The sequence below is a fragment of the Streptomyces sp. CB02959 genome (genome assembly GCF_002803155.1).
Taxonomy (GTDB): Bacteria; Actinomycetota; Actinomycetes; order Streptomycetales; family Streptomycetaceae; genus Streptomyces.
The window spans coordinates 208,893-235,715 of sequence record NZ_NNBP01000008.1 but is presented as its reverse complement, the minus strand read 5'-3'; the positions used below and the strand labels follow the sequence as shown (position 1 = coordinate 235,715).

At 74.3% G+C, this 26,823-nt stretch carries 25 protein-coding genes; 2 read left to right on the top strand and 23 right to left on the bottom strand.

From position 1 onward, the window contains the following. Positions 1-2: 2 nt before the first annotated feature. Positions 3-746 carry a PIG-L deacetylase family protein gene (locus CG747_RS15875; protein ID WP_100602367.1) on the bottom strand — a complete coding sequence of 248 codons (744 nt, stop codon included), beginning with the start codon at positions 744-746 and terminating at the stop codon, positions 3-5. 252 nt (positions 747-998) lie between these two features. Here CG747_RS15875 and CG747_RS15870 point away from each other — a divergent pair, with 252 nt between their 5' ends. Further along, on the top strand, positions 999-2,207 hold the full coding sequence (locus CG747_RS15870) for a cytochrome P450 (protein ID WP_100602366.1): 1,209 nt from the start codon (positions 999-1,001) through the stop codon (positions 2,205-2,207). A gap of 171 nt (positions 2,208-2,378) precedes the next feature. Here CG747_RS15870 and CG747_RS15865 read toward each other — a convergent pair whose 3' ends face one another. From CG747_RS15865 to CG747_RS15790, 17 genes are all read right to left on the bottom strand, one after another. Next, positions 2,379-2,846, bottom strand: a complete 468-nt coding sequence (locus CG747_RS15865) for a Pycsar system effector family protein (protein ID WP_219621461.1) — start codon at positions 2,844-2,846, stop codon at positions 2,379-2,381. 53 nt (positions 2,847-2,899) lie between these two features. Continuing rightward, positions 2,900-3,808: a hypothetical protein gene (locus tag CG747_RS15860; RefSeq protein WP_257980442.1), complete on the bottom strand. Its 909-nt coding sequence runs from the start codon at positions 3,806-3,808 to the stop codon at positions 2,900-2,902. Then, a complete protein-coding gene (locus CG747_RS15855; protein ID WP_100602365.1) occupies positions 3,805-5,874 on the bottom strand; it encodes a hypothetical protein in 2,070 nt (689 codons plus the stop codon). Before CG747_RS15855 ends, CG747_RS15860 begins: the two co-directional genes overlap by 4 nt. Beyond that, a complete protein-coding gene (locus tag CG747_RS15850; protein ID WP_100602364.1) occupies positions 5,871-6,779 on the bottom strand; it encodes a hypothetical protein in 909 nt (302 codons plus the stop codon). Before CG747_RS15850 ends, CG747_RS15855 begins: the two co-directional genes overlap by 4 nt. A gap of 195 nt (positions 6,780-6,974) precedes the next feature. Continuing rightward, a complete protein-coding gene (locus CG747_RS15845; RefSeq protein WP_100602363.1) occupies positions 6,975-7,634 on the bottom strand; it encodes a Crp/Fnr family transcriptional regulator in 660 nt (219 codons plus the stop codon). 249 nt (positions 7,635-7,883) lie between these two features. Continuing rightward, positions 7,884-8,276 (bottom strand): DUF4260 family protein, encoded by a 393-nt coding sequence (locus CG747_RS15840; protein ID WP_100602362.1) that lies wholly within the window; start codon positions 8,274-8,276, stop codon positions 7,884-7,886. Further along, entirely contained in the window at positions 8,273-9,397 is a 1,125-nt protein-coding gene (locus tag CG747_RS15835) for an alpha/beta hydrolase (RefSeq protein ID WP_100602361.1), read from the bottom strand. The genes CG747_RS15840 and CG747_RS15835 overlap by 4 nt, the downstream gene beginning before the upstream one ends. Next, positions 9,394-10,677, bottom strand: coding sequence for an FAD-dependent oxidoreductase (locus CG747_RS15830; RefSeq protein WP_257980441.1), 1,284 nt, complete (start codon positions 10,675-10,677; stop codon positions 9,394-9,396). Before CG747_RS15830 ends, CG747_RS15835 begins: the two co-directional genes overlap by 4 nt. A 31-nt stretch (positions 10,678-10,708) precedes the next feature. Continuing rightward, on the bottom strand, positions 10,709-11,473 hold the full coding sequence (locus CG747_RS15825; RefSeq protein ID WP_374701778.1) for a 4'-phosphopantetheinyl transferase superfamily protein: 765 nt from the start codon (positions 11,471-11,473) through the stop codon (positions 10,709-10,711). Next, a complete protein-coding gene (locus CG747_RS15820; protein ID WP_257980440.1) occupies positions 11,466-12,347 on the bottom strand; it encodes a 2-oxo acid dehydrogenase subunit E2 in 882 nt (293 codons plus the stop codon). Before CG747_RS15820 ends, CG747_RS15825 begins: the two co-directional genes overlap by 8 nt. Beyond that, positions 12,344-12,571, bottom strand: coding sequence for a phosphopantetheine-binding protein (locus CG747_RS47195; RefSeq protein WP_146022089.1), 228 nt, complete (start codon positions 12,569-12,571; stop codon positions 12,344-12,346). Before CG747_RS47195 ends, CG747_RS15820 begins: the two co-directional genes overlap by 4 nt. Before the next feature lie 16 nt (positions 12,572-12,587). After that, a complete protein-coding gene (locus CG747_RS15815) occupies positions 12,588-13,637 on the bottom strand; it encodes a 3-oxoacyl-ACP synthase III family protein (protein ID WP_100602358.1) in 1,050 nt (349 codons plus the stop codon). Next, complete coding sequence (locus tag CG747_RS15810; RefSeq protein ID WP_100602429.1) at positions 13,634-16,540, bottom strand: type I polyketide synthase; 2,907 nt, start codon at positions 16,538-16,540, stop codon at positions 13,634-13,636. Before CG747_RS15810 ends, CG747_RS15815 begins: the two co-directional genes overlap by 4 nt. Continuing rightward, a complete protein-coding gene (locus CG747_RS15805; protein WP_100602357.1) occupies positions 16,540-16,821 on the bottom strand; it encodes an acyl carrier protein in 282 nt (93 codons plus the stop codon). The genes CG747_RS15810 and CG747_RS15805 overlap by 1 nt, the downstream gene beginning before the upstream one ends. Before the next feature lie 71 nt (positions 16,822-16,892). Then, positions 16,893-18,668 (bottom strand): acyl-CoA dehydrogenase family protein, encoded by a 1,776-nt coding sequence (locus CG747_RS15800; RefSeq protein WP_100602356.1) that lies wholly within the window; start codon positions 18,666-18,668, stop codon positions 16,893-16,895. Continuing rightward, positions 18,665-20,470, bottom strand: a complete 1,806-nt coding sequence (locus tag CG747_RS15795) for an acyl-CoA dehydrogenase family protein (RefSeq protein ID WP_257980439.1) — start codon at positions 20,468-20,470, stop codon at positions 18,665-18,667. Before CG747_RS15795 ends, CG747_RS15800 begins: the two co-directional genes overlap by 4 nt. A 13-nt stretch (positions 20,471-20,483) precedes the next feature. Then, on the bottom strand, positions 20,484-22,271 hold the full coding sequence (locus CG747_RS15790) for a fatty acyl-AMP ligase (RefSeq protein ID WP_100602355.1): 1,788 nt from the start codon (positions 22,269-22,271) through the stop codon (positions 20,484-20,486). 137 nt (positions 22,272-22,408) lie between these two features. Here CG747_RS15790 and rfbC point away from each other — a divergent pair, with 137 nt between their 5' ends. Beyond that, complete coding sequence (rfbC, locus tag CG747_RS15785) at positions 22,409-23,023, top strand: dTDP-4-dehydrorhamnose 3,5-epimerase (RefSeq protein ID WP_100602427.1); 615 nt, start codon at positions 22,409-22,411, stop codon at positions 23,021-23,023. Here the strand turns inward: rfbC and rfbD are convergent. From rfbD to CG747_RS15760, 5 genes are all read right to left on the bottom strand, one after another. Next, entirely contained in the window at positions 23,000-23,836 is an 837-nt protein-coding gene (rfbD, locus tag CG747_RS15780; RefSeq protein WP_257980450.1) for a dTDP-4-dehydrorhamnose reductase, read from the bottom strand. The two genes, rfbC and rfbD, sit on opposite strands and share 24 nt — an antisense overlap. A gap of 41 nt (positions 23,837-23,877) precedes the next feature. Next, on the bottom strand, positions 23,878-24,867 hold the full coding sequence (gene rfbB, locus CG747_RS15775) for a dTDP-glucose 4,6-dehydratase (RefSeq protein WP_100602353.1): 990 nt from the start codon (positions 24,865-24,867) through the stop codon (positions 23,878-23,880). Between the two features lie 95 nt (positions 24,868-24,962). Further along, entirely contained in the window at positions 24,963-25,310 is a 348-nt protein-coding gene (locus CG747_RS15770) for a YciI family protein (RefSeq protein WP_100602352.1), read from the bottom strand. A 311-nt stretch (positions 25,311-25,621) separates the two neighbouring features. Beyond that, a complete protein-coding gene (locus CG747_RS15765) occupies positions 25,622-26,365 on the bottom strand; it encodes a class I SAM-dependent methyltransferase (protein ID WP_100602351.1) in 744 nt (247 codons plus the stop codon). Next, positions 26,362-26,787: a DUF3224 domain-containing protein gene (locus CG747_RS15760; protein ID WP_180985553.1), complete on the bottom strand. Its 426-nt coding sequence runs from the start codon at positions 26,785-26,787 to the stop codon at positions 26,362-26,364. Before CG747_RS15760 ends, CG747_RS15765 begins: the two co-directional genes overlap by 4 nt. Between the last annotated feature and the right edge of the window lie 36 nt (positions 26,788-26,823).

The window sequence follows — 26,823 nt, the reverse complement described above, 5'->3', positions numbered from 1 at the left end:
GGTCAGCGGTTGAGGAGTTCGAAGGAGGCCGCCGGCCGGCCGCCGAACCGCTCGCCGATCTGCCGGGCGAACCCGGTGATCGGCCCGCGGACGTCCCCGATCCCGGCCCCGTCCAGATAGACCCGGTGCGCCTCCAGGGAGGCCACCGCGGTGTCCAGGGTGGCGGTGATGTCGACGGCGTGGGTGGGCTGCGCGGAGGAGGCGATGGCGACGTGCCGGACGCCGCTCCAGGGTTCCAGGCCCTGTTCCAGCAGTTCGGGGAAGACCCAGCGGTTGGCGGCGTCGGCCACCGCGTCCAGCGCGGCCCGCCCGGTGTTGCGGTGGTCGGGCATGTTCCAGCGGTGGTTCACCCAGGCCAGGTCGCGGTGGTTGTAGGTGAGGACGAGGTCGGGGCGGTGGCGGCGGATCGCCGCGGCGATGTCCCGGCGCAGCGGCAGCCCGTACTCGATGACGCCGTCCCGGTGGTCGAGGAACTCGACCTCCTTGACGCCGACGATCTGGGCGCTGTCGCGCTGCTCCGCCTCGCGGACCGGCCGGGCCTCCTCCGGCGCCATCCCGTCGATGCCCGCCTCGCCGCGGCTGGCCAACAGGTAGACGACCTCCTTGCCGGCGGCGGTCCAGGCGGCGATCGCGCCCGCGGAACCGAACTCCAGGTCGTCGGGGTGGGCGACGACGGCCAGCGCCCGCTCCCAGTCCTCGGGGAAGGGCGCCAGCTGTCCCTCGGTGGTGGATGTCGCGTCGGTCATGGTGCGCGGCCTCTCCTTCGGTCCGTCTCCGGACGGCCCGCGGACGCTCACGGGTGCGGGCCGGCCTGCCACCATGCGGCCGCCCGCGGTGCCGCGTCTGCTCAGGAGTGAGCGGCCCCGGATCCGCCCCTCCAGCCCGCCTCGACCGGCACTGTGGACCGCCGGGCGATGCTCACTGCGGCCGCACGCGGCCCGCCCAGGCCCGCCCCCACGTCCGCCCTGCCCGTGCACCGCCGCAGCCCCGGAGGCACCATGACCGACCGCGCCCCTGCCGCCGCCCCCGTGCGCGCCTACCCCTTCCCCCGCCCCTCGGCGACCGAGGTCCCGCCGGTCTACGAGGAGTTGACGCAGAGCGCACCGGTCTGCCCGGCCCGCTTCCCCAGCGGCGACGAGGGCTACGTCGTCTCCCGTCACGAGGACGTCCGCACCGTACTGGGAGATCCCCGGTTCAGCCGGGCGGCCACCGTGGCGCCCGGCGCCCCCCGGCTGACCACGGTGGCGTTCGAGCAGGGCGGGCTGTTCACCATGGACCCGCCCGAGCACACCCGGCTGCGGTCCCTGGTCGCCCGGGAGTTCACCCCGCGCCGGGTCGCCGCCCTCACCCCGCGGATCGCGGAGCTCACCGACGGGCTGCTGGACGCCATGGCGCGGCACGGCGGCCCGGTCGACGTCCTGGAGGCCCTGGCCCAGCCGCTGCCGGTGGCCGTGATCTGCGAACTGCTCGGGGTACCGCCGGCCGACCGGGCGGACTTCCGGGACTGGTCGGAGGCGGTGCTGTCGATCACCGCGCTGGACCGCGCGGAGGCACTGGCCCGGCGCGCCGCCCTGCTGGAGTACCTGGGCTCGCTGATCGCCGCCAAACGCGCGGAGCCCGGCGACGACCTGCTGAGCGCGCTGGTCGCGGCCCGCGACGAGCGGGGCCGACTCTCCGAGCGCGAACTGCTGACGATGGTCCTCACCCTGCTCGTCGCCGGCTACGAGACCACCGCCTCGGTTCTCGGCACCGCCGTCTTCACCCTGCTGCGCCACCCGGGCGCGCTCGCCGCACTGCGCTCCTCCCCCGAACAACTCTCCGCCGCCGTCGAGGAGTTGCTGCGCATCAACCCCATCGGGGACGGCGGTCCGCTGCGCGTCACCCTGGAGGACGTGGAACTCGCCGGCTGCCCGATCCCGGCCGGCAGCGCGGTGATCGCCGCGGTCTGCGCCGCCAACCGCGACCCGGCCCGCTTCCCGGACCCCGCCGCCTACCGCCCGGACCGCCACGACGGCACCCATCTCGCCTTCGGCCACGGCCCGCACTTCTGCCTTGGCGCACCGCTGGCCCGCACCGAACTGCGCATCGCCCTGGGCGCGTTGGCCGCACGCTTCCCCGGCCTCCGGCTCGCCGTCCCCGAGGACCGGGTCCGGATGCGGTCCGGGCTGATGCTCAACCGCCTGGAGGCACTACCGGTCACCTGGTGACGGCGGGCCCGGAGCGACGGCCCGCCGTCACTCTCCCAGGCCCCCACGACGGCCTCCGGACGAGCCCGCCCGTCGCCCCACCCGGTACACGCGGCCCTGGCCCCGTGGCACTGCCGCCCAGGCCCTCCCTCTTTCTTCCCTTTCCTGCCCTTTCTCGCCTTCCGAGGCACCTCACGAAGGGGAGAGCAGCGCCACGCTCACCGCGGTGACCGCCGGGAGCAGCAGGAGCACGGCGCCGCGCACACACCTGTTCTTGGTGCGGGCGATGCGACTGGTCGCCGTCAGGGCCCGGTACAGGCGGCGGTGCGGATCGACGCTGCTCAGGAGTAACTCCGATGGAAGTTCCGCATGCTTCTCCGCCCGGACCACGTCCCCGTAATAGGCAAGGACGCGGGAGCTCTCCCGGAGCCTGGGTCCGCGCCGGGGCACCAGCGCCGCCAGGAGGAACAGCAGGGCCGCTGTGGTGGACACCACGGCCGTCCACCACAGCTGATGAGGCCAGAAGCTGCCCGGCGGGCGGTGGACCAGGAGGAGTCCGAGCAGCGATCCCCCGGCGGCGAGCAGGACCGCGGCCTTTCCGTCCGCCCGCCCTATCTCGACGTGGTTCTGAGCGATCAGCTCGCGCGACAGGGCCTCCACGTCCGCGGGCTCGGCCCCCCTTGGGAGGCGGCTGGCGAAGGGCAGCCGGAGTATCACTGGTCGCCCCCATACGGGCCGTTCCCAGGTTCCTCCTCGTCGATGTGGCCGATCCGCCGCAGGACCTCATCGCCCTGCGGGACCCCCACATCGCTCAGAACGCGCGCCAAGTTGACGCCGACGAACCCCCGGTCCTCCGGGGTCAGTGACTGGAGCGTTGCCGCGAGGGCGTGTTCCCAGCCGTCGCGGTCGGAGAGGAGACTGCGGTGGGTCACCGTCCAGTCGAGCACCTCCCTTGCCTGTTCCGGCTGGTGCAGCAGCCACAGGGCGGCCAGACCGACGGGCCCGCCCGCGACGACTTCGCGGTAGAAGCGGTACGCCTCGCGGTGGGCTTCGCCGAAGCCTGGCGGAAGGGTCGGCTCACGGCCGGCGACGGGGGTGGGCAGGAGAGCAGCCGGCGGGTCCAGGAACCAGTACGTCAGGCCGAAGCCTTCGATCACCCGTAGCCGGCCGGGCGGCTCGACCTCGGTGGTACCGAAGTGCGGCGGGGGCTTCCGCAGCGGGTCCGCGGCGCCGGGCACGGTGGCGTTTTCGTTGATGTGGCCGACCACCAGGTGTCGGGCTCCTTCCTCGGTGATCCGGTTCCGCGCCGCGACGACCGGGTTGGTGACCTTCCAGGCAACCCCGTAGCGGGCAGGTGCTTTGGGCGGCCGACGCGGGATGTCGACCGAAATCCGCCGTTCCGCGAGCGAGACCCATACGACGTCGAAGAAGCCCCCCTGACGCACCGCTCGCATTGTCGGTCGCGGATAGCCCCAGTAGTCGCCGTTGCGGGGCGGCACCATTCCGTCGGCCCCGTCGGCCGCGAGAAACACCAGGGCCCGATCCTCCGGGGAGCCGAACCGCAGACGGAACAACTCCCAGGCCGGTGAGGAGTTCAGAGGTGCGATGAGTGGATCAGTCATGAGGCGAATCCTTCTGAGGAAGCCGTACGGGAGCGATGACGGCGCAGGACGAATCGCAGGACGCCACGGTGGCTGCGGGCCCTGCTGGAAAGTGCGGTGAGGAAGTCCAGGAAGCCGGTCGTCTGCCGTAGGCCCGGATCGCTCTCGATCTGGGACAGGCCCGTCGCCGTCGCTTCGTGGGTGGCGGGGTCGTCCAGGGCTGCCGTCACGAGATCGAGGGCCCGCTCGGAGTGGTCGACGAGCAGGTCGGCGAGGCGCACGCGTCGTACGCCCGGTGCGCCTGGCTGGGGGAAGGTCGCCACGCTCATCGACGCCATGACATGGACAGCCATGGCATGACGCTGTGTATCGGTGTCGGTCTGCTGCCATTCCCGCAAGCGGTCGAGGACGAGGACGAGGTTGGCGTCCTCGGAGAGAAGAGTGCCGAGAGCGAAGGACACAGCGGCCTTCAAGCTGCCTTCCAGCTTCGCTTCCGACTCGCCGAGTACGGAGTCCAGGAGTTTGAGGGCGACGGCGGGCCTGGCCAGGCCGTAACTGCCGGCGCAGGTCTCGGCAACAGTGCAGCGAAGGGGGACGGGCGCGGCCCGGCTCCATTGCCGTAGCTGCTCCCGCACCGCGCCCGTAAGAGCGGGGTGCTCGACCATCTCCCCGAGTGCGTAGGCCACCAGACGGCGCTGCCAGCGCCTGTCCGATGCGGCGAAGGGCTGCAGTTGGCGCAGAGCGCCGCGGCCGGTCGCGTGGACCAGGACCTTCCCGATCGCCTGACCGGCCGCCAGTTCGATGCCGGAGTGGTGGGGAGCCTCCTCCAAGGTCTTCCACAGCAGGCCCGCCATGCCTTCGTAGTCCAACCACAGGCAACGCAGCAGAGAGTCCGACCGATGACGCCCGGAGAAGGCCACCGGCTGGACCGGATAGTGCTGTGCCGTCCCGAAGCTCAAGGGCAGCGGGTGCGCGTCGACGGCCGCCAGCCGGTCCTCGAAGGCCGGCCCGAGAACATCGCGCCGCGCCTCCGCTCCCTCCGTAGAGGGTCCCTGCATACCGTTGCGCTCCCGCTGCCCGGTCATGCCGCCAGCCGGACCGCCGCGTTCGTCGATGCGGCGGCGGAGAATCGCGCTGAACTCCTCGATGACCGTTCGATCCTGTCCGGGCAGCAGCGAGATCGCGGCCATCAGGGACAAACGGTCGGCTCGGTGACTCGACTCCGCCAGTGTTCTACGGGCCTCCGTGAGACTGCCCGCCTGCAACTCGTCGAGCACGGACGCGGCGGAGTTCCCCGACAGGACGAGATCCCGCAGGCCCTCGGCCACCTCGACCCCGTCCCGTGGCAGGCAGCGGCCCTGCAAATAGCCGGTGAAGTCCGCGGAGGTCAGATGCGCCAGTGCGTCGGCGACTTGCTCGGCATGGAGTTCGCCCGCATCGCCCATGGCGATCAGGCGCTTCGTGGCCACCTCGGTCGGCAGCGGGGGGCGGTGCACGACCTGCCAGGGCACCGTGTCGCCCGGAAGCACCGCCGCCGCCCGTACGGTGACGACCAGATGTGCGCCCACCCGGCGCAGCAGCGCGGCCAGCCGGGTGAGCGCGACTTCGCTGAGAGAAGCGGCGCCCACCGGGGACAACCCCTGGAGCAGATAGCCGCGCGCCTCCTTGGGGTGCCAGTGCGAGAGGTCGTCCGGCGAGTCCAGGCCGGTGATGCCACCGGCTCCGTACCGGTCGGCCAGCAAGGCGAAGCCGGCGGTGCTCGCGCCTGTCCCGCCGCTGGCCCTCAGCACCAGGATGTGGCCATCCAGGACCTTGCGGCACTGCGCGTAGGCCGGCGGTTCGACGAATCCGCGCAATCGGGCCCGCACGTCGTCCGCCGGGTACGGTCCCTCCCTCAGGCGGGGTGGCACGATGCGCTCCGTGACGGCCTCATCGGCACCGAACACCACGGTGAAGTCGCCGGCGATGTCGCCCATGAACGCGATGCCTTGGTCGAGCCGCTGCTGGTTCTCCCGGTAGGAGTTCCCCGGGTCCGGTCGGCCTTCGGCATCCGGGGCGTTCGGAGTGGGGTCCGCTCCGGCGCTCACCGGTGGTCTCCGGCTCCGCCGACCCGCTTGTCGCCCGCCACGTTGTCGCCGCCGCCCCAGTGCTGATTGGTGCCGTGATACGTGGTGGAACCCCCGGTGTACGTGATGTCCCGTCCGACGTTCCCCATCACCGCGGCGCCTTCACCCACGTGCTGCGTGTTGCCGCTGTAGTGCGTGCCGGGCCGCACCACCGCGTCCTGTTCCCGGTCTCCGGACTCAGCTGCCTGCACGGGAGCTTCCTCGCGCGGTCGCACACCGGCCTGCAGGAGGTTTCCGGACGGCGATGGGACATACAGCCATGCCCGCTGCGAGAAGTTCTTGCCCTCCACGGTGGCGGGCACCTCCACACAGCGGTCGGGGTGCAGTCCGGTGTACGCGCCGAGCACGACGTCCTCGTAGACGCGCTGCGAGATGACCGCCGCCAGGTGGGTGACCTGCTCGCTCGCCGCGGCCAGGATGGCCTTGACCGGACGGGAGTCCAGCAGCCGATGCGTGTCGTTGCGGGCAGAGCCGTTGCCGTCGCCCGGGCGGTCCGCGTCCGGCAACGGTCCGACGTGGACGCTGGCCCGGAGCCGGATGCGGGGGCCCACGCACTGCCTGTTGTACGCGCCGAGGATGTCGTCGAGCACACCCAGGAACGGCCAGAGGACGAAGGGCAGCAACGCCGGATCGAACCCGAACACCACGCCGTCCCCGGTGTTGGCCGGAAACCGCTTGGAATCGCGCAGCTCGTGGAGGCCGGCTCGCTCCAGGGCCTGGTCGACGAGTTCGGGGATCAACTGGCTCACCGGACCGTGCTGTACCGCGGGAAGGCCGGTGAAGTCCTTTGCGTCGACGGCGAACAGGGCACGGTAGGGAGGAAGCGGTCGGCTCTCGGCGTACGGGGCAGGAACGGGCGTGGACATAGGTGATCTCCTGGCGGCCGGGGGGACGGTGACGTAGCCGGTAACCGGCTGATTCGAGGTTCCGCCGGTTCCGTCCGTCCAACTGCACAGCCCAGGGCACTTCCAGGGTGTTCCACGTCACAGCGCGGGGAGGCCCTCAGGCGACGGCCCTGCCACCTTGGCGCGTGCGCTCCTTCAATCGGAGGGCGAGGAGAACTACGCAAACCTACTTTTCGGGTCGGCCGTTGCCCAGTCCCGAAGTACCGCCATGTCCTTGATGACGATGACCTTGCGGGCCGTCTCCACGGCACCGGACTCTCGTAGCCGTTGCAGTCCGGTGATGACCGCGTTACGCGTCACTCCGGTCGCCTGGGCGATCTCCTCCTGGCTCAGGCCGGTCAGCCGTACGACTCCCGCCTCAGTACCGGACATGGTGAGTTCGGCCAGTCGCAGAAGTGCCCGCGCCAGCCGGACGACCAACGGAAGGGTCAGCAGTTCGGTCCGGTGTGCATCGGACTCCCGCAGCCGGGAGAGCGCCTGGCGCATCAAGTCCATGACGAGTCCCCGCTGTTCGATGAATCGCCGGAACCGTTCTGCCTCCAGTACCACTGCCGTGCAGGGGGTGAGCGCCACTACTTCTGCCGTACGCGGGGTGCCGCTGAAAACGGACACCTCGCCCAACAGGTCGCCCGGCCCCCGAAACGCCAGCCAGGTCACGACTCCACACGGTTCCCGGCACACGACCTTCGCAAGGCCCTCGGTGAGGGCGAGCAAATGCGTACCCGCGGACCCTTGTCGCAGCATCACACTGCGTTCGCGGAAATTGCGGTACGCACCTTGGTCCCGTAGCTCACGCCACGCTTCGTCCGACAGCACTCGCCTTCTCCATCTGCCCTGTAGGCGGCCTCGCCCTCCATCATGAGGTGTACGCCGACCCGACCGCTGCCACCGTGAGTCGGACAACCTTGTCCGAGAACCACCGCCGTACCACCTCACACGGACACTGGGCGGTGCCACTTCTGGACAGCCACGGGGCTCGACCTCCGCTTCCCGGCCTCACCTGCCAAGGCATGCCCATTCAGGGCCCCGCCCCCGCGGGACCAACTCCATGCGGATCAGTCCGCCCTACGCTCCCCGCCCCCGCCCCGCGACGAACCCGTCCGCGTCCCGTGGGCCGTAGCCCCAGGCGCGGTCCCAGCCCAGGTGGCCGAACCAGGCCAGGCCGGCCACCAGCAGCGGGCGGTGGCGGGTCAGTGCGGCCGCGGTGAGCAGGGTGGCGGGTACCGCCGGGGAGTGCAGGGCGTTGTAGGGGCCGATGGCGTACCGCGGGAGTCGGCGCCAGGTGGGGGCGGCGGCCGCGCCGAGGAGGAGGGCGGTGTCGGGTGCCAGGGCGGCCGCCCACAGCACCTTGTCGCGCGGGCCGGCGATGCGGGCGCCGGCCAGGAGTGCCGCGATCCCCAGGGTTCCGCTCAGCGCCCGCCCGGCGGGGGCGGTCCAGGTCCAGGTCCAGGTCGTCATGCGGCACCGCCGGGCAGGGCGCGGCGGGCCCGGGCGGTTGCGGACAGGGCGCCGAACAGTGCGCGCCGGGCCGGATGGGCCCGGGCGGCGCGCAGCGCGTGGGCCAGCAGGTAGGGGCGGACGACCGCCAGGTGCGCGGGGGCGCCGTGGACGTCGTCGAGGACCAGTGCCCGGCTGCGGGTGACGGTCCGGCGGAGCAGCGCCACCTCGGTGAGCGGCACGATCTCGTCGCGGAGGCTGGCGACGTAGGCCACGTCCAGGTCGAGGCCGCGCAACTGGGCTTCGGTGAGGGCCAGTTCGGGGAGGGCGTGGTCGGTGGTGCCGTCGGTGAGGTGGTCCAGGGTGCGGCGGGTGGTCAGCGGGACGCGGCGGCGCCAGGCCGGGTCGCGGAAGAAGGGGCCGAGCGGGGCGCCGACCGTGGCGACCGAGCGGATCCGCGGGTCGTCGAGGGCGCAGCGCAGCACCAGGTGGCCGCTGAAACTGAGCGCGAGGGCGTGCGTGCGGGTGGTGTCGGCGCGGCCGGTGAGCGCGTCGAGCAGGGCGGTGTACGCGGTGTGGGCGCCGGGGCCGTAGCGGGCGGTGTGCTCGCCGACGCCGGGCAGTTCGGCGGCGACCACGGCCATGCCGAGCGCGGGCGCCAGGCGCAGCAGGGGCGCCCACTGCTCCTTGACGCTGACGATCCCGCCGGTGATCAGCAGCAGCGGCCGGGCCGGGTCGCCCAGTCCGGCGGCCCAGGCGGTCTGGGTGCCGGCGGGGTGGGTGACGGTGAGCCGTTCCACGCGGAGCCGGCGGCCGGCGGTGCCGCGGCGCCAGCGGTCGAAGGCGGCGGTGCAGGCGTCCTGGGCGCGCTGCCGCCCGGGCCCGTCGACGTAGGGGAAACGGCCCAGGGCGTAGTGCCGGCAGGCGTCCAGCAGGCGGCCGCGGGCGGTGAGCCGGTCGCCGGCCGCGCACCACTCCCCCGCCCAGGAGCCGGGCCCGTCGGCGTCCCCGTCGGGGGTGCGGATCCGGGCGAGCAGGGTCCGGCAGTGGGCCGGGGGGAGGCCCTGGGCGCGGGCGTGCAGCATGACCAGGTCGCGGAGTTCGTCGAGGTGGCCGGCGCGGGTGGTGGCTGCGGTGGTCACGGGGTCTCCAGGGGGCGGGCCGGGCGGCGGAGGCGTTGCCGGCCGGGGAAGTAGACGGGTTCCAGGACGCGGCGGCGCAGGGCGGGGGTGTGGTGCAGGGCGCGGTAGGCGCCGCGGCGGAGGGCGACGGCGAGCGGGGCGGCGAAGGCGAAGACCCGTTCCTGGCGGAGTTGGAGGGCGCGGGCGCGGCGCACCACGGGTGCCCGGTGGGACTGGTAGCGGGCCAGTGCCGCGTCCAGGGCGGGCGGGTCGTGGTGGTGCAGGGCGGGTGCGGTGTGGGCGGCGAGGGCGACGGCGTCGGCCAGGGCGTGGTTGACGCCCTGGCCGAGGACCGGGGAGAGGGTGTGGGCGGCGTCGCCGACGAGGGCCAGGCCGGGGGCGTACCAGTGCGGGACGTCGGTCGAGAAGATGTCCAGGAGGGCGGTGCCGGACCAGCCGGTGAGGGTGTGGCAGGCGGTGTCGGCGAGTTCCGGGGCCAGTTCGGCGAGGCGGCGGTGGAGGGCGGCGACGCCCTGGGCGCGCAGCTGTTTGAAGCCGCCCTTGGGGATGTTGAGGCCGACCCGGAGCCGGCCGTCGGCGCTGGGGAGGAAGAGGCCGTGCCGGTTGCCGCGGATTCGGACCTGGTAGGCGTGGCGGTCCCAATTGCCGTGCGGGAAGGGGAGTTTGAGCCAGATGACGTCGCGGTCGAGGGGGGTGCTGTGCCAGGGCAGCGCGGCGAGGTCGCGGACCGTGCTGTGCCGCCCGTCGGCGCCGACGGTGAGGGCGGCGCGCACCTCGACGGTGCCGTCGGGGGTGGTGGCGGCCACCCCGCGGACCCGGCCGGCGTCGTCCCGTAGCAGAGCGGTGACCGTGGCCCGTTCGAGGGTGGTGACCGCTCCGGTCCGGTGCGCGGCGTCGGCCAGGGCGGCGGTCAGGGTGGGCTGGGGGATTTCCAGGGGGGTGCGGTAGGCGTACGGGAAGGAGTCGAAGTCGACGGCGAGGACGGTGTGTCCGCCGTCGGCGACGGTCAGCCGACGTACCGGCAGGGCGGCCGTGCGCAGCCCGTCGAGGACGCCGAGTCCGGCCAGCAGCCGTACCGCGTCGGGGGCGACGGACTCCCCGCGGAAGGCCCGGCGGGCGGTGCCGTTCTTCTCCAGGAGGACGGTGGAGCGGCCGTGCCGGGCCAGTGCGAGGGCGAGCGCGCGACCGGCGGGTCCACCGCCCACGACGCAGACGTCCGCGGTCAGTTGACGCTCCGTCATGTTGGCCCTCGGCTGCCGTTTCGCTTCCGGTCCGGTCATCGCCCCTCCCGTTTTCTTCCGTTCGCCCCGGTCACCGTTCGGCGTCCGCGAGTTCCAGGAGGGCCTGCATCAGTCCCTCGTCGAGCATGGTTCCGGCGGCGGTGTCGCCGGTGTCGCCGAAGCCGGCGTCGTACCGCGCGATGCTGATGGTGTAGTCGCCGGCCACGGTGTGGGTGGCGAACGACCACTCCTCGCCGGTGCCCGGCGCGCCGTCGGGGCACAGCACGGTGACCGGGCGGTCGCCGGGCCCGAAGCCGAACTCGGTGAACGGGAAGCGCATGCCCTGGCCGATCGCCTTGCTGTACGCCTCCTTGAGGGTCCACAGCCGGATCAGTGCGGCATTGCGGTCGGCTTCGGGGACGGCGTCCAGCATGCGCCGCTCGGCGGGGGTGCAGACCTGCCGTTCGATGCCCGTGCGGGCCATCCGGCGGTCGGACAGTTCGGCGTCCACGCCGATCCAGCCGCGCCGGGTGAGGCCGACCAGCAGCAGGTCGTCGGTGTGGCTGAGGCTGATGTCGATCTGGTCGAGGCCGCGCAGGTAGGGCCGGCCGCCGGGTTTGTAGGCCAGTTCGACGGAGTGCGGCGCGGCGTGGATGACCGAGCAGGCGGCGTACTTGAGCAGCAGCCGCGAGGCGACGAACCGGCCGCGGACCTGCGGGTGCGACATCTTGCGGTAGCGCGGGTAGTCGCGGCCCAGCAGGGCGCGCAGCCGGGGGTCGTCGGGGTCGGCCGGCAGCCAGCCTCCGGGCCGGGCGTGCACCACCACCGAGCCGCTGCCCGCGAGGGCGTCACGCACCGGCTGCCAGGGACCGTCCGGTCCCGGTGTGTGCAGCACGGCGATCGCCGGCCCGGCCGGGCCGACCGTCGGGAGTCCCGGAAGGACCGGCATCCCATTCCTCCAAGCGGCGCACCAGATCGTCCAGGAGTTCCGCGGCCGCGGCGCCGTCCAGCACACGGTGGTCGAAGGTGAGGCCCAGCCGCATGACCGGGGCCGGGACGATCCGGCCGTCCCGGACCACCGGGCGCGGGGCGGTGCGTCCCGCGCAGAGGGTGACGGCGGTGCCTCCGTAGGAGTGGAAGGTGTCCACCCGGCGGTGCCCGAGGGAGCTGACGGCGAAGGTGCCGAGGAGTGCCGCCCGCCGGTCGGGGGCGCGGACCGCGGCGCGGAAGGCGAGCCGTCCCAGGGGCGGGGGCAGTCGGCGCAGCAGTCGCAGGCCGGCCGCGCCGGGCAGGGTCGCCGGGTCGTCGTCGCGGCAGCGGACTACCCATTCCTGGACGGCGTCCAGGTCGAGCCGGTCGGCGCCGGTGAGGACGGCGGTGCGGACGGTGCGGTGGCCGCCGTGGGTGCGGTCCAGGGCGAGTTTGGCGTTGACCGCGCGGTAGCGGGCCAGGCGGGGGCGGGCGGTGCCCAGGGCCGCGGCGTTGGCCTCCGGGTGGGCGGCGAGCGTGCGGGCCCCGGCGAACAGCAGGTAGCTGACGGCGGAGTAGCGGCGGCTCGCCTCCCGGGCGGCGGCCCGGTGCGCCTCGACCGCCGACATGTCGACGTCGGCGGCCAGGTGGACCGGGGCGGCGGCGCGGGCCCAGTCGAGGAAGTAGCGGGTGTGCCGGCGGGCCCGGTCGGGGTGCCGGGTGGCGGTGCCGGGGGTGCGCCGGGCGGGGCGGGCGGTCACGGGCGCACCGCCAGGTCGAAGAGGGCGGTGAGGCTGGCGGCGCCGAGGACCTCGGCGACCGGTACCGGCCCGCCGAGCGCGTCCTCCAGGGCGGTCACCAGCCGCAGCAGGTGGACGGAGTCCCATTCCGGCAGGTCGTCGAAGGCGGTGCCGGCGTCCTCCGGGCGCAGGTGCAGCCCGAGTTCGTCGTTGGCCAGCTCGATCAGGTCCAGTACGGTGCGCACGGTCGTGCCTCCCCTCTCATGCCGCTTCCAGCGCGAAGGCGGCTTCGATCCACTTGCTGGACTCGATGGCGACGCCCAGGGCCCGGTCGCCGGGGGCCATCTCGGCCAGCAGCCGGGCCAGTTGCAGGAACGGCAGGGCGTTGCCGGTGTTGCCGGTCTCGGTGACGCAGGAGACCGCGGTGCAGTCCGCGCGCAGTCCGGCGGCCTCGCGCAGCGTGGCCTCGATGGCGGCGGTCATCCTGCCGCCGAGCTGCGGCGGCAGCAGGAAGTCCACGGTGGCGGGGGGCCAGCCGGTGGCATCCAGCAGTCCGGTCAGTGCGGCGCGGGCCATCGGCGGGACGTGTTCCTCGACGGCCTTGTAGTCCTCGCTGACGCCGGGGGCGGTGCGGTCCCGGTCGGCGCTGCCGAACCATTCGACGATCTGGCCGGGTTCGCGGTCCCGGCCGTGCATGCGGTGGGTGGTGTGCCGCAGCTCCACGGCGTGGCCGAGCGGGTCGCCGGTGAGGACGGCGGCGCCCGCGCCGTCCCCGAACAGTGCGTAGTTGACCAGCGCGCGGGGTGGCAGTCGGTGCAGCGGGCGGCCCAGGTCGAGGTGCTTGGTGCAGACGTCGCCGCCGAGGACGAGGACGGCGGGGGCCCGGTCGGGCGGGGGCGGGGTCTGCCCGAGGAGCGCGGCGGCGAGGGACAGGGCCTGGACGGCGCCGGCGCAGCCGGACTGGAGCTGGTAGCCGGGGACGCCGTCGATGCCGAGCCGGTCGGCGACGGTGGCGGCGGTGGTGGGCATCAGGGTGTCGGGGGTGGCGGTGGCCAGCACCACCGCGTCGATCTCGTGCGGGCCGATGCCGGCGGTGTCCATCGCCTGCCGGGCGGCGGCGGTGCACAGGTCGGCGAGGGTGTGCCGGATCCGGCCGTCGGTGAGGTCCACCGCGAAGTGCCGGGTGCGGGTCCCGATGAAGGACTCCACCCAGGCGGGCAGCAGGCCCAGGCGCTCTCCCAGGGTGGCGTTGTCGACGGGCGGGCCGGGGAGCGCGGTGCCGGCGGCGGCCACGTACACCGGGGCGGTCATGCGCGTACTCCGGAGCAGCGCAGCCGGAGGTGTTCGGCGAGGCCGCGCGGGTCGGTGACGCCGTCGAGGAGTTCGGAGAGCGGCACCGCGGCCAGGGCGGGGAAGGACTGCTCGATGCGGTGCCGCAACTCCATGATCATCACGGAGTCGAAGCCGAGGTCCTCGTAGAAGCGGGCGTCGGCTGGTACGTCGGACGGCTCCCGCCCCAGGACGGCGGCGGTGGTGGCGAGGACGGTGTCGAGCATCGCCTCGGGTCCGTCCGGCGGTGCGGCGGTCGGCACCGGGGGCGGCGCGGTGGGCCGGGGGGTGGTCTCCGGGCGGGCCCAGAAGCGGGCGGCCGTGGCGAAGGCGTGCGGGCGGAGGCGGTGCGGGGTGCGCTCGACCGGTGCGTAGAGCGCCGCCCAGTCCGGGTCGAGTCCGCTGCGGTAGAGCGCGGCGGCGAGTTCAGCCGCTTCCCCGCCGGTCGACTCCGGCCCCTGGCAGGCGTGGCGGCACGCCTCTTTCGGCAGCGGCACCAGCCGGTGCGCGAGCGGGGCGAGGACCGGGCGCGGTCCGATCTCGACGAGGTGGGTGGGGCGGTGCGCGCGGTACAGCCCGCGCAGCGCGTCCGCGAACCGCACGGGGGCGGTGAGGTGGTCGGCCCAGTAGGCGCCGTCGAGCGCTTCGGAGTCGCCGCACCGCCGGCCGTGGACGGTGGAGTGGAACGGCACGGTGGGCACCTTGCCCGGCACCTCCGCCGCGGCCCGCGCGAACGGTTCCCGCATCGGCTCGACCAGCGGCGAGTGGGCGGCGTGCGAGACCGGCAGCCACCGGCTCCCGACCTTGCCCGCCGTCAACTCCCTTTGGATGGATGTGAGTTCCGTGCGGGAGCCGGACAGGACCACGGCGCGGGGGCCGTTGACCGCGGCCAGTGCCACCGTCGCGGTGCCGCGGACCAGTTCCCGGGCGTCCTCCGGTCGGCAGCGGGCGGCGAGCATCGCGCCGCCGGCCGGCAGCGCGCCCATCAGCCGGGCCCGCCGGGCGACCAGCCGGGCCGCGTCCGGCAGCGTCAGCGCCCCGGCGGCGCAGGCCGCGGCGTACTCCCCGCTGCTGTGGCCGAGCACCGCGACCGGGCGGACACCGAGGTCGGCGACCATCCCGGCCAGCGCGTACCCGACGGCGAAGAGCGCGGGCTGGGCGCGCTCCGTACGGTTCACCCGCTCGTCCCCCGAGAGCACCGACTCCGCCACGGAGTGGTCCAGGTGGGGGTCGAGGGCGGCGGCCGCGGCGTCGAAGTGGCGGCGGTAGGACGGCACGGCTGCGTACAGCCCGGCGCCCATGGCCGGGTACTGGGAGCCCTGCCCGGTGAAGAGGAGGGCGACGGACGGCGGGCCGTCCGGGCGGGCGAACCGGTCGGAGTGGCCGAACACGTCCGCGTCCAGCGCCGCCGCCCGCAGCTCCCGGGCGACGGCGGCCGGGTCGGTGGCCACCGCCGCGAAACGGTACGGCAGGCGGGTGCGGACGGTGTTGCTGGTCCAGCAGGCGGCGGCGAAGGCGGACCGCGGGACGTCCGGCAGCGCCTCCGACTGGACCAGCAGGTTCCGCTGGAGTCCGGCGGCGCTGTCCGCGCTGAGCGTGAACACCCTGGGGACGGCGTCCGACGCGGGTGGTGCGAAGGGGCGCTCGGGGGCGGTGCCCAGGACCACGTGGGCGTTGCTGCCACCCATCCCGAAGCTCGACACGCCGGCCAGCAGCTGCCCCCGCGGCGGCAGCGGCACCGGCCGGTCCGGGAGGCACAGCCCGGCCCGTTCGGGCCCGGGACCCGGGGTGTCGTCCCCCGCCGCGTAGCCGGGCGGCAGCGTCCGGTGGTGCAGCGCGAGTACCGCCTTGATGAGTCCGGCGATGCCCGCCGCGCCCTCGGCGTGCCCGATGTTCCCCTTCAACGAGCCCACGTGGCAGGGCAGTTCACGGTCCTCGGCGCCGTAGGTGTCGCCGAGGGCGCCCAGCTCGATGAGGTCGCCCAGGCGGGTGCCGGTGCCGTGCGCCTCGACGAAGGCGACCTCGGCGGGGCGGACCCCGGCGCGGTGGCAGGCCGCGGTGATCACCTCGCGCTGGGCGCCGCGGCTGGGGGCGGTCATGCCGTTGCTGCGGCCGTCCTGGTTGATGGCGCTGCCGCGGATCACCGCGTAGACGGGGCGGCCCTCGGCCAGGGCGTCCTCCAGGCGGCGCAGCACCACCGCGCCCACCCCTTCCGCCCGGCCGATGCCGTCGGCCGCGGGGCTGAACGGTTTGCAGCGGCCGTCCGGGGCGGCCAGCCCGGAGCGCGCGTAGACCGCGTCGAGCGCGGCGGTGAGCAGGACGTTCACCCCGGCGGCCACCGCGTGGTCGCACTCCCCCGCCAGCAGCGCGGTGCAGGCCAGGTGCACCGCGACCAGGGAGGAGGAGCAGGCGGTGTCGACGGTGAGGCTGGGGCCGCGCAGGTCGAGCTGGTAGGAGAGGCGGTTGGCGAGCATGGCGTGGCCGGTGCCGGTGCCGGTGCGGGCCGAGACGGTGGCGGGGTCGGCGAGTTGGAGGGCGGTCCAGTCGTCGGTCATGGTCCCGGTGTAGACGCCGACCTGGGTGCCGGCCAGGGCCGCGGGCGGCGTGCCGGCGTCCTCCAGGGCCCGCCAGACGCACTGCAGCAGCAGCCGCTGACGCGGGTCCATGGCCTGGGCCTCGGCGGCGTCGATCCCGAAGAAGGCGTGGTCGAAGGCGTCCGCGTCGTCGAGGTAGCCGGCCGGCCGCTCGCCGCGGCGGCCGTCGCCGCGGGCGGGCGGCGGTGGGCCGACCGCCTGCCGGCCGTGGCCGAGCAGCCGCCAGAACTCCTCGGGGTCGGCGGCGCCGGGGAAGGCGCAGTCCAGGCCGGTGACGGCGATGCCGAGCATCAGTGGGCCCCGGGGGCGGGGCGGGCGGCGACCGCGGCGCAGGCGCACAGGTGGCGGGAGAGGGCGGCGACGGTGGGGTGGTCCCAGACCACCGTCGGCTCCAGGACCAGCCCGTAGGCGTCCTCGATGTCGCCGCACAGGCTCAGCGCCGCCACCGAGTCCAGGCCGCTCTCGGCGAACGGCACCGCGGTGTCCAGGTCTTCGACGGGGCGCTCCAGGTATTCGCCGAGGCGGGCCAGCAGCCAGGCCCGGAACTCCGCCTCGTCGGGCCGGTTCTCCATGGTGAACTCCTTTTGCAGCGGGGGCCCTTCGCGGACCCGGGCGGGGGCCGCGCGGGGCGGCCGGGTCCGGTTCAGTCGGCGAGCGGGGTGTCGTACAGGTCGTAGCTGCGGGCGTCGCGGTGGCGGGCCAGGACCTCCTCGACGACCCGCGCCTCGCACCCGTCGGGGCGTTCGGGGGTGTCCAGGCCCAGGCGCCGGGCGATCCGGTGCAGTGCCCCGGCGAGCCAGCCCGGATCGCCGAGGAACGCCTGGCCGGGGCCGCCGGCGGGCACCGTGTGGTGCAGCCAGACGCCCAGGCAGGCGGCGCCGGCCAGGACCAGGGCGTAGCGGTCGGCGAGGGCGTAGGCGTGCGGACTGGCCAGCGCCGTGCGGTCCTTGGGCGAGAGCCGGCCGCAGGCGTCCTTCAGGCGGTGGAGTTCGGCCACGAGTGAGGCGGCGAGGGTGGTCAGGGCGGGCCGGTAGGCGCCGAGGTCGGTGCGGGCGGTGAGGGCGTCGGCGTGCGCGACGAGGGAGGCGGCGAGCGAGTCGCGGGGCCCGGCCAGTGCCAGGCGCTGGAAGTCGACCGGCGGCAGGCCCTCGCAGGGCCGGAACAGTGCGGCCGGCGCCGGCCCGTCGCGCAGCCACGAGCGGCGGGCCAGGCGGGGCAGCTGCGGGATGATGGTGGCCTGGCAGGCGGCGGTCCCGGCGTGCCCGAGGCTGATCACCGGCAGGTCGCGGACGTGCTTCTGGAACATCCCGTAGCGCCCGTCGCGGACGTAGAAGCTGGCGCCGAGCACGGTGGACAGGTCGTAGGTGGTCTCCCCCAGCATCTTCGGGACCAGGTACTTCACCACCGCGGCCAGCACGCTGCTCTCGGCGGGCAGTACGTGCACCGCGCGGGTGGCGGCCAGCGCGAGGCTGTCGCAGATCAGCAGGTCGAGGAAGGCGCCGGCCAGGGTGGACCGGGCGTGCGGGATGTCCAGGACGGGCCGGGAGTGCAGCTGCCGGTCCAGGGCGAAGCCGACGACGGTGCGCAGTGCGGAGTCGGCGCCGCCGAGCAGCATCGACGGCACCGCGCTGCGGGTCAGCTGGAAGGAGCGCAGGGCCAGTTCGACGCCGTCGCCCTCGCCGCCGACCAGGGCGTCCCCGGGCACCGGGCAGTCGGTGAAGTCCAGGCCGCCGAGCTGGCAGCCGCGCATCCCGACGCTGGGGTAGGCCGGGAGGTACGCCAGCCCGTTGGGCGGCAGGAGTTCCTTGTCGACCAGCAGCACGGAGTGGCTGCGGCTGCCCGGCTCCGGGCTGGTGCGGGTGAACAGCACCAGGGCCTCGGCCCGTTCGGCGTTGTTGATGACCTCCTTGCGGCCGTTGAGGAGGTAGCCGTTCTCGTGCCGGTCGGCGCGGAACTCGTTGCGTACGAAGTCGTTGCCGTGGGCGAGTTCGTGGTAGGCGACGGCCAGCCGGCCGCCGCCCATCAGCAGGTCGGCGGTCCACTGCTGCTGGCGGGGGGTGCCGGCGGCCCAGACGGCGACCGCGGCGAGGAAGGAGGAGGCACCGTAGCCGAGGCCGAGCGCGCCGTCCCGGCGGAAGACCGTGCGCAGCACCCGGGCGAGGGTGTCGACCTGCACGAACCGGCCGCCGAGGGCGGTGGGCACGAACTCGGCGTTGAGCCGGTACTCGGCGAGCATCCGCTCGGCCGCGGGCAGGAGTTCGGCCCGCTCGTCGGCGTCCAGCAGCGCGGTGTCGCGCAGCGGGTTGGCCAGGTCGGTCCGACTGCCGAAGCGCTTCTCCAGTGAGGCGATCCGGGCCCGTACGGCGCTCTCCTCCGATACGGAAGGGGGGCGGGTGCCCTGGGCCGATGACAGGTTCATCTGGGAGCTCCTTCGGCCGTCGTCGACGGCAGCAGTGAGAAGACCTCGCCGCGGAGGTACTGGTCGGTCAGCCGGTCGGTGAGCGGGCCGAAGACCGCGTCGTCCGCGGCGGCCCGGGTGGCGGTCCGGTCCCCGGTGGCGGGGTCGGTGGGGCCGGTGGCGTCCAGCCTGGCCAGCAGGCGGTGCAGGGCGGGTTCCAGCCAGATGGCGGCGGGCCAGTGGCGGCCGATCCGGGGGGCGTGGCGCCAGACGCCGAGGCAGGCGGCGCCGGCCGTGCACAGGGCGAGGGCGGCGGCCCGGTCGAAGCTCTCCGGCGGGGTGCCGGTGACGGTGTGGGCGGCCTTGGGGAGCGCGGTGAGCAGGCGGGCGGCGCGGGCGGTGAGCCGGTGGGCGGCGCGGGCGGCGCCGGCCAGGGCGGGGTCGGCGGCGGCCGCGGCGGTCAGCGCCGCGGTGTGGTCGGGCAGCGCGCCGAGGATGCTGCTGCCGTGCCGGGAGATCAGTGCCAGGTCCGCCAGGCGGGCCGGCGGCAGGGGGGCGTCGGGGTCGTAGAGGGCCGGGTCGGGCAGCCGGTCGGGGGTGGCCGGGTGGTGCCGGGCCAGGGCGCGGAACTGGGAGATCAGGCCGTAGAGGTTGACCATGGTGTTGCCGTCGAAGACGGCCACGATGCGGTGGTCGCGCTCGGTCTTCTGGAAGCGGCCGTCGGCGAATTCGGCGGTGAGGTAGGAGCGGGCGCCGAGGAGGCCGCCGAGCCGGGTGAGGACGTCGTCGACGACGGTGGGCACCAGGTACTTGGCGACGGCGGAGGTCAGGCTGAGTTCCTGCGGCAGCAGGTGGATGCTGCGGGCGGCGACGGTGCTGAGCGCCTCCATGGCCAGCAGGTCGGCGTAGATCTCGCCCAGGGTGCGGCGGGTCAGCGGCAGTTCGGCGAGGGTGCGCCCGTAGAGGCGGCGTTCGCGGGTGAAGCGGACGGCGAGGCGGAGGCCCTGGTCGGCGGCGCCGAGCGACAGCGCCGGGCACAGGGTGCGGGAGATCTGGAGGGACTTGAGGACGATCTCGGCGCCGGCGCCGGTGTCACCGACCAGGCTGCGGGCGGGCAGCACGGCGTCGTCGAAGGTGATGCCGCTGATGTCGGCGCCGCGGATGCCGTGGGTCGGGACCTTGGGGAGTTCGCGGTAGGCGGCGGGCAGGTCGCGTTTGTCGGCGAGCAGGATGCTGAAGGCGCGCGGGCCGGGGTCCGGTCCGGTGCGGGCCAGGAGGCAGACCAGTCGGGCCCGGGTGGCGTTGTTGATCAGCCACTTCTCGCCGTTGAGGAGGTAGCCGGCGGCGACCGGCCAGGCGGTCACCTCGCCGGCCATCAGATCGCTGCCGTGGTAGCGCTCGGTCAGGCCCAGGGCGACCGCGTCCCCGGCGTGCACCCGGTCGGCCAGCCGGCGGGCGGCCGCCCGGTCGCCGGAGACCCAGACGCAGACCGAGCCGAGGAAGGTCTTGGCGTGGGCGACGGCGACGGTCAGGTCGCGCCGGGCGAGGGTGCGGACCAGGCCCAGCAGCTCCTGGTAGCTGCGGAGCCGGCCGCCGTGTTCGGCCGGGACGTAGTGGTCGGGCAGTCCCCACAGGTCCAGCAGGGCGCAGGCTTCGGCGGGGAAGGTCTCGGTGGCGTCGGCGGCGGCGGCGCGGGCGTAGGACAGCATGCCCGCGGGGTCCTCGGGGTCGCCGAGGTAGCTCTCCAGGCGCTCGGCGGGGGTGCGCCGGGGCGCGGTGTCCTCGTCGGGCGGGGTCCACAGGTGGCTCATGGTGCGCGGCATCGGCGGCGTCCCTTCAGTTCTGTCCGGGCTGGCCGGCGGGCCGGTCGGTGTCGCGGGCGAGCGGGCCCAGCAGCCGGTCCAGTTCGGGGCCGGCGACCCGGTGCAGGGCCTGGAGTTCGCCGGCGAGAAAGAGGGCGCGCATCGCCCCGCGTTGGACCTTGCCGCTGGTGGTGCGGCGCACGGTGCCCTGCGGGACGAGCAGTACGCAGTCGGCGCCGACCTCGAATTCGGTGGTGACGCGCTGGCGGACGGCGGAGGCCAGGGCCGGCATGTCGGTGCCGTAGGTGCCGCGGTCGCGGAGTTCCTGGACGACCACGACGTGGTCGCGGTCGTCGCCGACGCCGAAGACGGTGCAGCAGCCGAAGAGGGAGCTGACCTTCTGGACGGTGCGTTCGATGTCCTGCGGGTAGATGTTGCGGCCGGAGACGATCAGCATGTCCTTGAGGCGTCCGGTGACGTACAGCTCGCCGTCGTGGAGCGCGCCGAGGTCGCCGGTGCGGAGGTAGCCGCCCTCGCCGTCGGCGCGGGCGCAGCGGAACACCTCCTGGGTCTCGTCGGGCCGGTTCCAGTAGCCGTGGGCGACGCTGCCGCCGCGCAGCCAGATCTCGCCGACCCGGCCGTCAGGCAGTGCCCGGCGGGTCTCGGGGTCCACGACGCACACCTCGATGTCCTGGGGCCGTCCGCTGCTGACGAGTTCGCGGGTGGGGCGGCCGTCCTCGGGGGCGGTGAGGCGGTGGTCCTCCAGGGCCGCGGCGTCCACGGTCCGGGTGACGGTGCCGGCGCCGGGGGTGGCGCCGCTGACGATGAGGGTGGCCTCGGCCATGCCGTAGCAGGGGTAGCACGCCTGGGGGCGGAGCCCGACGGGCCCGAAGCGGCGGGCGAAGGCGCGCAGGGTGTCGGCCCGGACCGGTTCGGCGCCGTTGACGGCCCGTTCCCAGCGGGAGAGGTCGAGGCCGTCGAGTTGCTCGTCGCGGATCCGGCGCAGGCACAGGTCGTAGGCGAAGTTGGGGCCGCCGCCCGCGGTGATGCCGTGGTCGGTGACGGCCTGGAGCCAGCGGACGGGGCGGCGGACGAAGGTCGCGGCGGGCATCAGGACGCCGGTGCCGCCGAGCCAGAGCGGGTGCAGCAGGTGGCCGATGAGGCCCATGTCGTGGTGGAAGGGGAGCCAGCTGCCCATCCGGGTCTCCTGGTGGGTGCCCAGGGCCCGCGAGATGGCGAGCTGATTGGACATCAGGTTGCGGTGGGAGACCATCACGCCCTTGGGGTCGCTGGTGGACCCGGAGGTGTACTGGAGGAAGGCGATGTCGTCCTCGGAGACGTCCGGGTGGGACCAGGCGTCCGGGTCGGCGTCCTCGGGGTCCATGGCGTCGGTGGCCAGGCACGGCAGACCGCCCTGGCCGTGGGCGGCGAGCAGCCGGGAGATGTCGGGGGCGCCGGCGCTGTCGGTGAGCACGCAGTGCGCGGCGGTGTCCTTGATGATCCCGAGCAGCCGGTCGACGTTGTGGCGGGCGCCGCCGGGCAGCGGGGCGGGGACCGCCATCGCCCCGGCGTAGAGGCAGCCGAGGAAGGCCGCGGCGAACAGCGGGCCCTGGCTCTGGACGACGACGACCGGGCGGCCGGAGGCGCCGTGGCGTTGCAGCCAGCAGGCCACCGCGCGGGCGGCACGGTCGAGTTGCGCGTAGCCGAGGCGTTCCGGGGTGAGTCCGGTGCCGTCCTCGGTCAGGAAGACCAGGGCGTCCTGGGTGGGCCGTTCGGCGGCCCGGGCGGTCACGAGCTCGATGAAGTTCCGGTGCTGCGGCACGGCCGGCCCCCTCGCCGTCTTCGTATGTGCGGGCGATTCCGAGGATGGGCGGGGGCGCTCGACCTCCGCTTGAGCAGCGGTCGTCCGGCGGGCGGCACGCTGGGCGGGTCGGCTGCCGTCGGAATGGGGTGGTGCGGGTGCGTCCGCTGGGGATCGAGGGTGTGTGGCTGTGGGAGCCGAGGGTGTTCCCGGACGAGCGGGGCACCTTCCACGAGTGTTTCGCCGAGGCCGGGTTGCGGGATGCGGCCGGGCACGGGCTGCATCTGGCGCAGGCGAACGTGTCGGTGTCCCGGCGCGGGGTGGTGCGCGGGGTCCATTTCGCGCAACTCCCGCCGGGCCAGGCCAAGTACGTGACGTGCGTGCGGGGCGCGGTGCTGGACGTCGCGGTCGACGTGCGCACCGGGTCGCCGACGTTCGGGCGCTGGGAGGCGGTGCGGTTGGACGACCGGAACCGGCGCGCGGTGTATCTGGCGGAGGGCCTGGGGCATGCGTTCATGGCGCTGGAGGACGACAGCACGGTGATGTACCTGTGCTCGGCGCCGTACGCGCCGCGGCGGGAGTTCGGGGTGGACCCGTGCGATCCGGCGCTGGGCATCGCCTGGCCGGGCGACGTCGCGCCGGTGCGGTCGGCGAAGGACGCCGGGGCGCCGTCGCTCGCGGCGGCGGCGCGCGCCGGGCTGCTGCCGTCGTACGCGGCGTGCCGGGAGTGGTACGCGGGCCTGCGGGGCTCAGCCGGCGGTGCCGTGCAGTGAGCGGGCCAGCGCGTCGTGCCAGTGGGGCAGGGCGGGGAGTCCGGCGGCCCGCCAGCGGTCGTGGCCGAGGACGCCGTAGGCGGGCCGGGGCGCGGGCTGGGCGAGCCGGGCGGTGCCGGTCGGGTGGACCCGGTCGGGGTCGGCGCCGGTGAGGGCGAAGACCGCGCGGGCCAGTCCGTACCAGGTCGTGGCGCCGGTCGAGGTGGCGTGGTAGATCCCGGCGGGCGCCCGGCCGGTGTGCGCGGCCCGGCCCAGCAGGAGCAGCTGCCGGGCCAGGTCGCGGGTCCAGGTGGGCTGGCCGTGCTGGTCGTCGACGACGTCGACGTGGTCGCGTTCGGCTTGGAGGCGGCGCATGGTGCGGACGAAGTTGTGGCCGTGGCCGGCGTACAGCCAGGTGGTGCGGACGACGTAGCCGGTGTCGGGGAGCCGGGCGAGGACGGCGCGTTCCCCGGCGAGCTTGCCGCGGCCGTAGGCGTTGACGGGGGCGGTCGGGGCGTCCTCGGCGTAGGGCGTGGTGGCGTCGCCGGGGAAGACGTACTCGGTGGAGAGGTGGAGCAGCCGGGCGCCGTGGTGGTGGCAGGCGTCGGCGAGGTGGGCGGGGCCGTCGCCGTTGATGCGCCGGGCCCGGGCCTCGTGCCGTTCGGCGGCGTCGACGGCCGTCCAGGCGGCGCAGTTGAGGACGGTGGCGGGGCGGTGGGCCCGGACGGCGGCGTGCACGCTGCCGGGGTCGGTGACGTCGAGGGCGGTGCGGTCCAGGCCGGTGACCTGCTGGCCGGCGGCCCGCAGGACCGCCAGGCACTCCCGGCCGAGCATGCCGCCCGCGCCGGTCACCAGCCAGCCGGCGGGGCGGCCGGTCACGGCAGTGCGGCGCGCCGCAGCAGCGGCTGCCACCAGTCGCGGCGGGCGGTGTACCAGGCGACGGTCTCGGCGAGGCCGGTGGTGAAGTCGCGGCGCGGGGCGTACCCCAACTCCTTGCCGATCTTGGTGTGGTCGACCGAGTAGCGGCGGTCGTGGCCCTGCCGGTCGGCGACGTACTCGACGCTCTCCCAGCCGGCGCCGCAGGCGTCCAGCAGCAGTCCGGTCAGTTCCTTGTTGGTCAGTTCGGTGCCGCCGCCGATGTTGTAGATCTCGCCGGGGCGGCCGGCGGTGCGGACCGCTTCGATGCCCTGGACGTGGTCGTCGACGTGCAGCCAGTCGCGGACGTTGAGGCCGTCGCCGTAGAGGGGGACGGTGCCGCCGTCCAGGAGGCGGGTGATGAACAGCGGGATGACCTTCTCGGGGAACTGGTACGGGCCGTAGTTGTTGGAGCAGCGGGTGACCCGCACGTCCAGGCCGTGGGTGCGGTGGTAGGCGAGGGCGAGCAGGTCGCTGGACGCCTTGGAGGCCGCGTAGGGCGAGTTGGGGTCGAGCCGGTCGGTCTCCAGGGAGGAGCCGGTCGGCACCGAGCCGTAGACCTCGTCGGTGGAGACGTGGACGAAGCGGCGGCCGCCGGCCCGCAGTGCGGCGTCCAGGAGCACCTGGGTACCGAGCACGTTGGTGCGGACGAAGTCGCCGGCGCTGCTGATGGAGCGGTCCACGTGCGATTCGGCGGCGAAGTGCACGACGGTGCCGTGGGCCGCGACCAGCTCGCCGACCAGGGCGGCGTCGGCGATGTCGCCGCGTACGAAGCGGTAGCGGGGGTGGTCCTCGACCGGCCGGAGATTGGCCGGATTTCCGGCGTAGGTGAGCTTGTCGAGCACGGTGAGGGTCACGTCGGCCGTTTCGGGGCCGGTGAGGAGCGTGCGGACGTAATGGGATCCGATGAATCCCGCGCCGCCGGTCACCAGAATTGCGTTTTCGGTCATCGTTTACGTCCTTCTCCTCCGGTCGGCCCGCGAAGCCGGGGCCGCGCGGTGGCGCGGCACCCGGCGCATCCGCGGGACGCAGACGATGCGGTCGGCTATTCGGCCGCCCAGACGGGCCGCACCTCAAGCGTTTCGGGCGTCGGCCAGGTCTTGGCGATCTCGACGGCGGCGGCCCGGTCGGCGGCCTCGACGAGGATGAACCCGCCGAGGGTCTCGTCGACGTCGGCGAACGGGCCCTCGGCGGCCTCGCGGGTGCCGTCGGCGGACCGGCGGACCGTCACCGGAGCCACCGTGGCGGTCTCGAACGCCTCACCTCCGACGAGGGTACCGGCCTGCGCCTGCTCCCCCATCCACCCCTCGATCTGCTTGCGGTAGGCGAGGTGGTCCTCGTCCAGCAGCTTCCTGGACTCGGTGTTCTCCAGCATGACGATCGCGAACTTCATCCGTGCTCTCCTTGTCACAACGTTCCGGAACGGACCGGAATTCACGCATTCCGCAATTCCGGAATCCCCTAATCCAGGAATCCCGGAACCCAGGAATCCTGGGGAATACTCGACGATGCGGCGAAGCCGTGTCAAGCCGCATCGATTTTCCGCATCCGAGGGCCGCGAAGGAAATTGGGCAGGCCGGCAGAATACCTGGCGGCGGGTGGATTCCCGGACTTCCCACACTCGCACCGCGGGTAATTCGCGCGTATTTCCGTATTCCGTTTCACCGGACCGTTCGACCGGCCCGTTTCACCGGTCGGCCGTGGTCACTTCTCGGCCACCGTCACGCAACAGCGCCAGCACTGTTCGCGCGCCCGGTCCTGGCCGGGCAGCGCACGCACCGCCGCCAGTACCGGTTCCACCACCTCCTCCCACTGCGCCGCGCCCAGCCCCATCAGGTACGAGAACTGCCGCCCGGTGATCGCCCGGGCCAGGTCCCGGGGCGACATCCGGGCCCACTGCTCGACCGCCCGGCGCTGCACGACGAGCGCGGCGCCCCGTGCGCGCAGCGCCGCGGCGACCTCGACCGGGCCGTCGGGCCGGCGCTGGAGGACGTCGAGCCCGGCGGCCGCGGCCATCAGGTCGGTGGGTTCCGGTTCCGGGCGGCCGTGCAGCGCGACCAGCCGCCCGCCGGGGCGCAGCACCCGCACCGCCTCGGCGAGGGTGCCGGCCACGTCCCCGGTCAGGTGCAGGACGTTGACCAGGACGACGTTGTCCACGGTGGCGTCGGCCAGCGGCAGCGCCCGGGCGTCGCCGACCGCGACCACGTCGCCGAGCCGCTGCCGGGCGCGGGCCAGCATCGGCACCGAGAGGTCGACCCCGGCGACGGTCCGGCCGCGTTCGGCGAACGCGGCGGCCACCAGGCCGGTGCCGACGCCCGGTTCGAAGACCGCGCCGGGGGCCAGCCACGGCTCCAGCGCGTCGGCGATCCGGCGGCCGTGCGGCAGCCCGCCGAGCGCGGTGTCGTACCGTTCGGCGGCCGCGTCGAAGGCCACCGGCGCGGAGGTCATCCGTCCGACCCGTCGGGGGCGGGGCCGGCGAAGTCGTAGGTCAGGACGAAGGGGTGGCTGCCGTCGGCCGCGTCGAGGACCCGGCCGGTCCCGCGGATGCCGCGCAGTTCGCCGGTGCCGGAGTCGGGCAGGATGTCGATCTGCGCCTCCCGGCCGGCGGCGGTGGCGCGGGCGCTGTGCCGCAGCACGAAGGTGCCAGTGCGGTCGTGGACTCGGCCGGTGAAGCGTTCGAAGCCGACGTAGGCGGCGGAGGTCTCCACCTGCCCCTTGGCCATCAGCATCTCGCCGGTGCTGGCGCCGTCCAGTTCGCCCCAGAACTTCTTGGTCAGGCTGGTGCGGGTCAGGCGTGCCCCCTCGGCCTCGTCGTACGGGGTCTCCTCCCAGGTCTCGCCGCGGAAGTTGCCGGTCGCGGTCAGGCTCACTGTGCTTCTCCTCGTCTGTGCCGTGGTCGTCGGTGG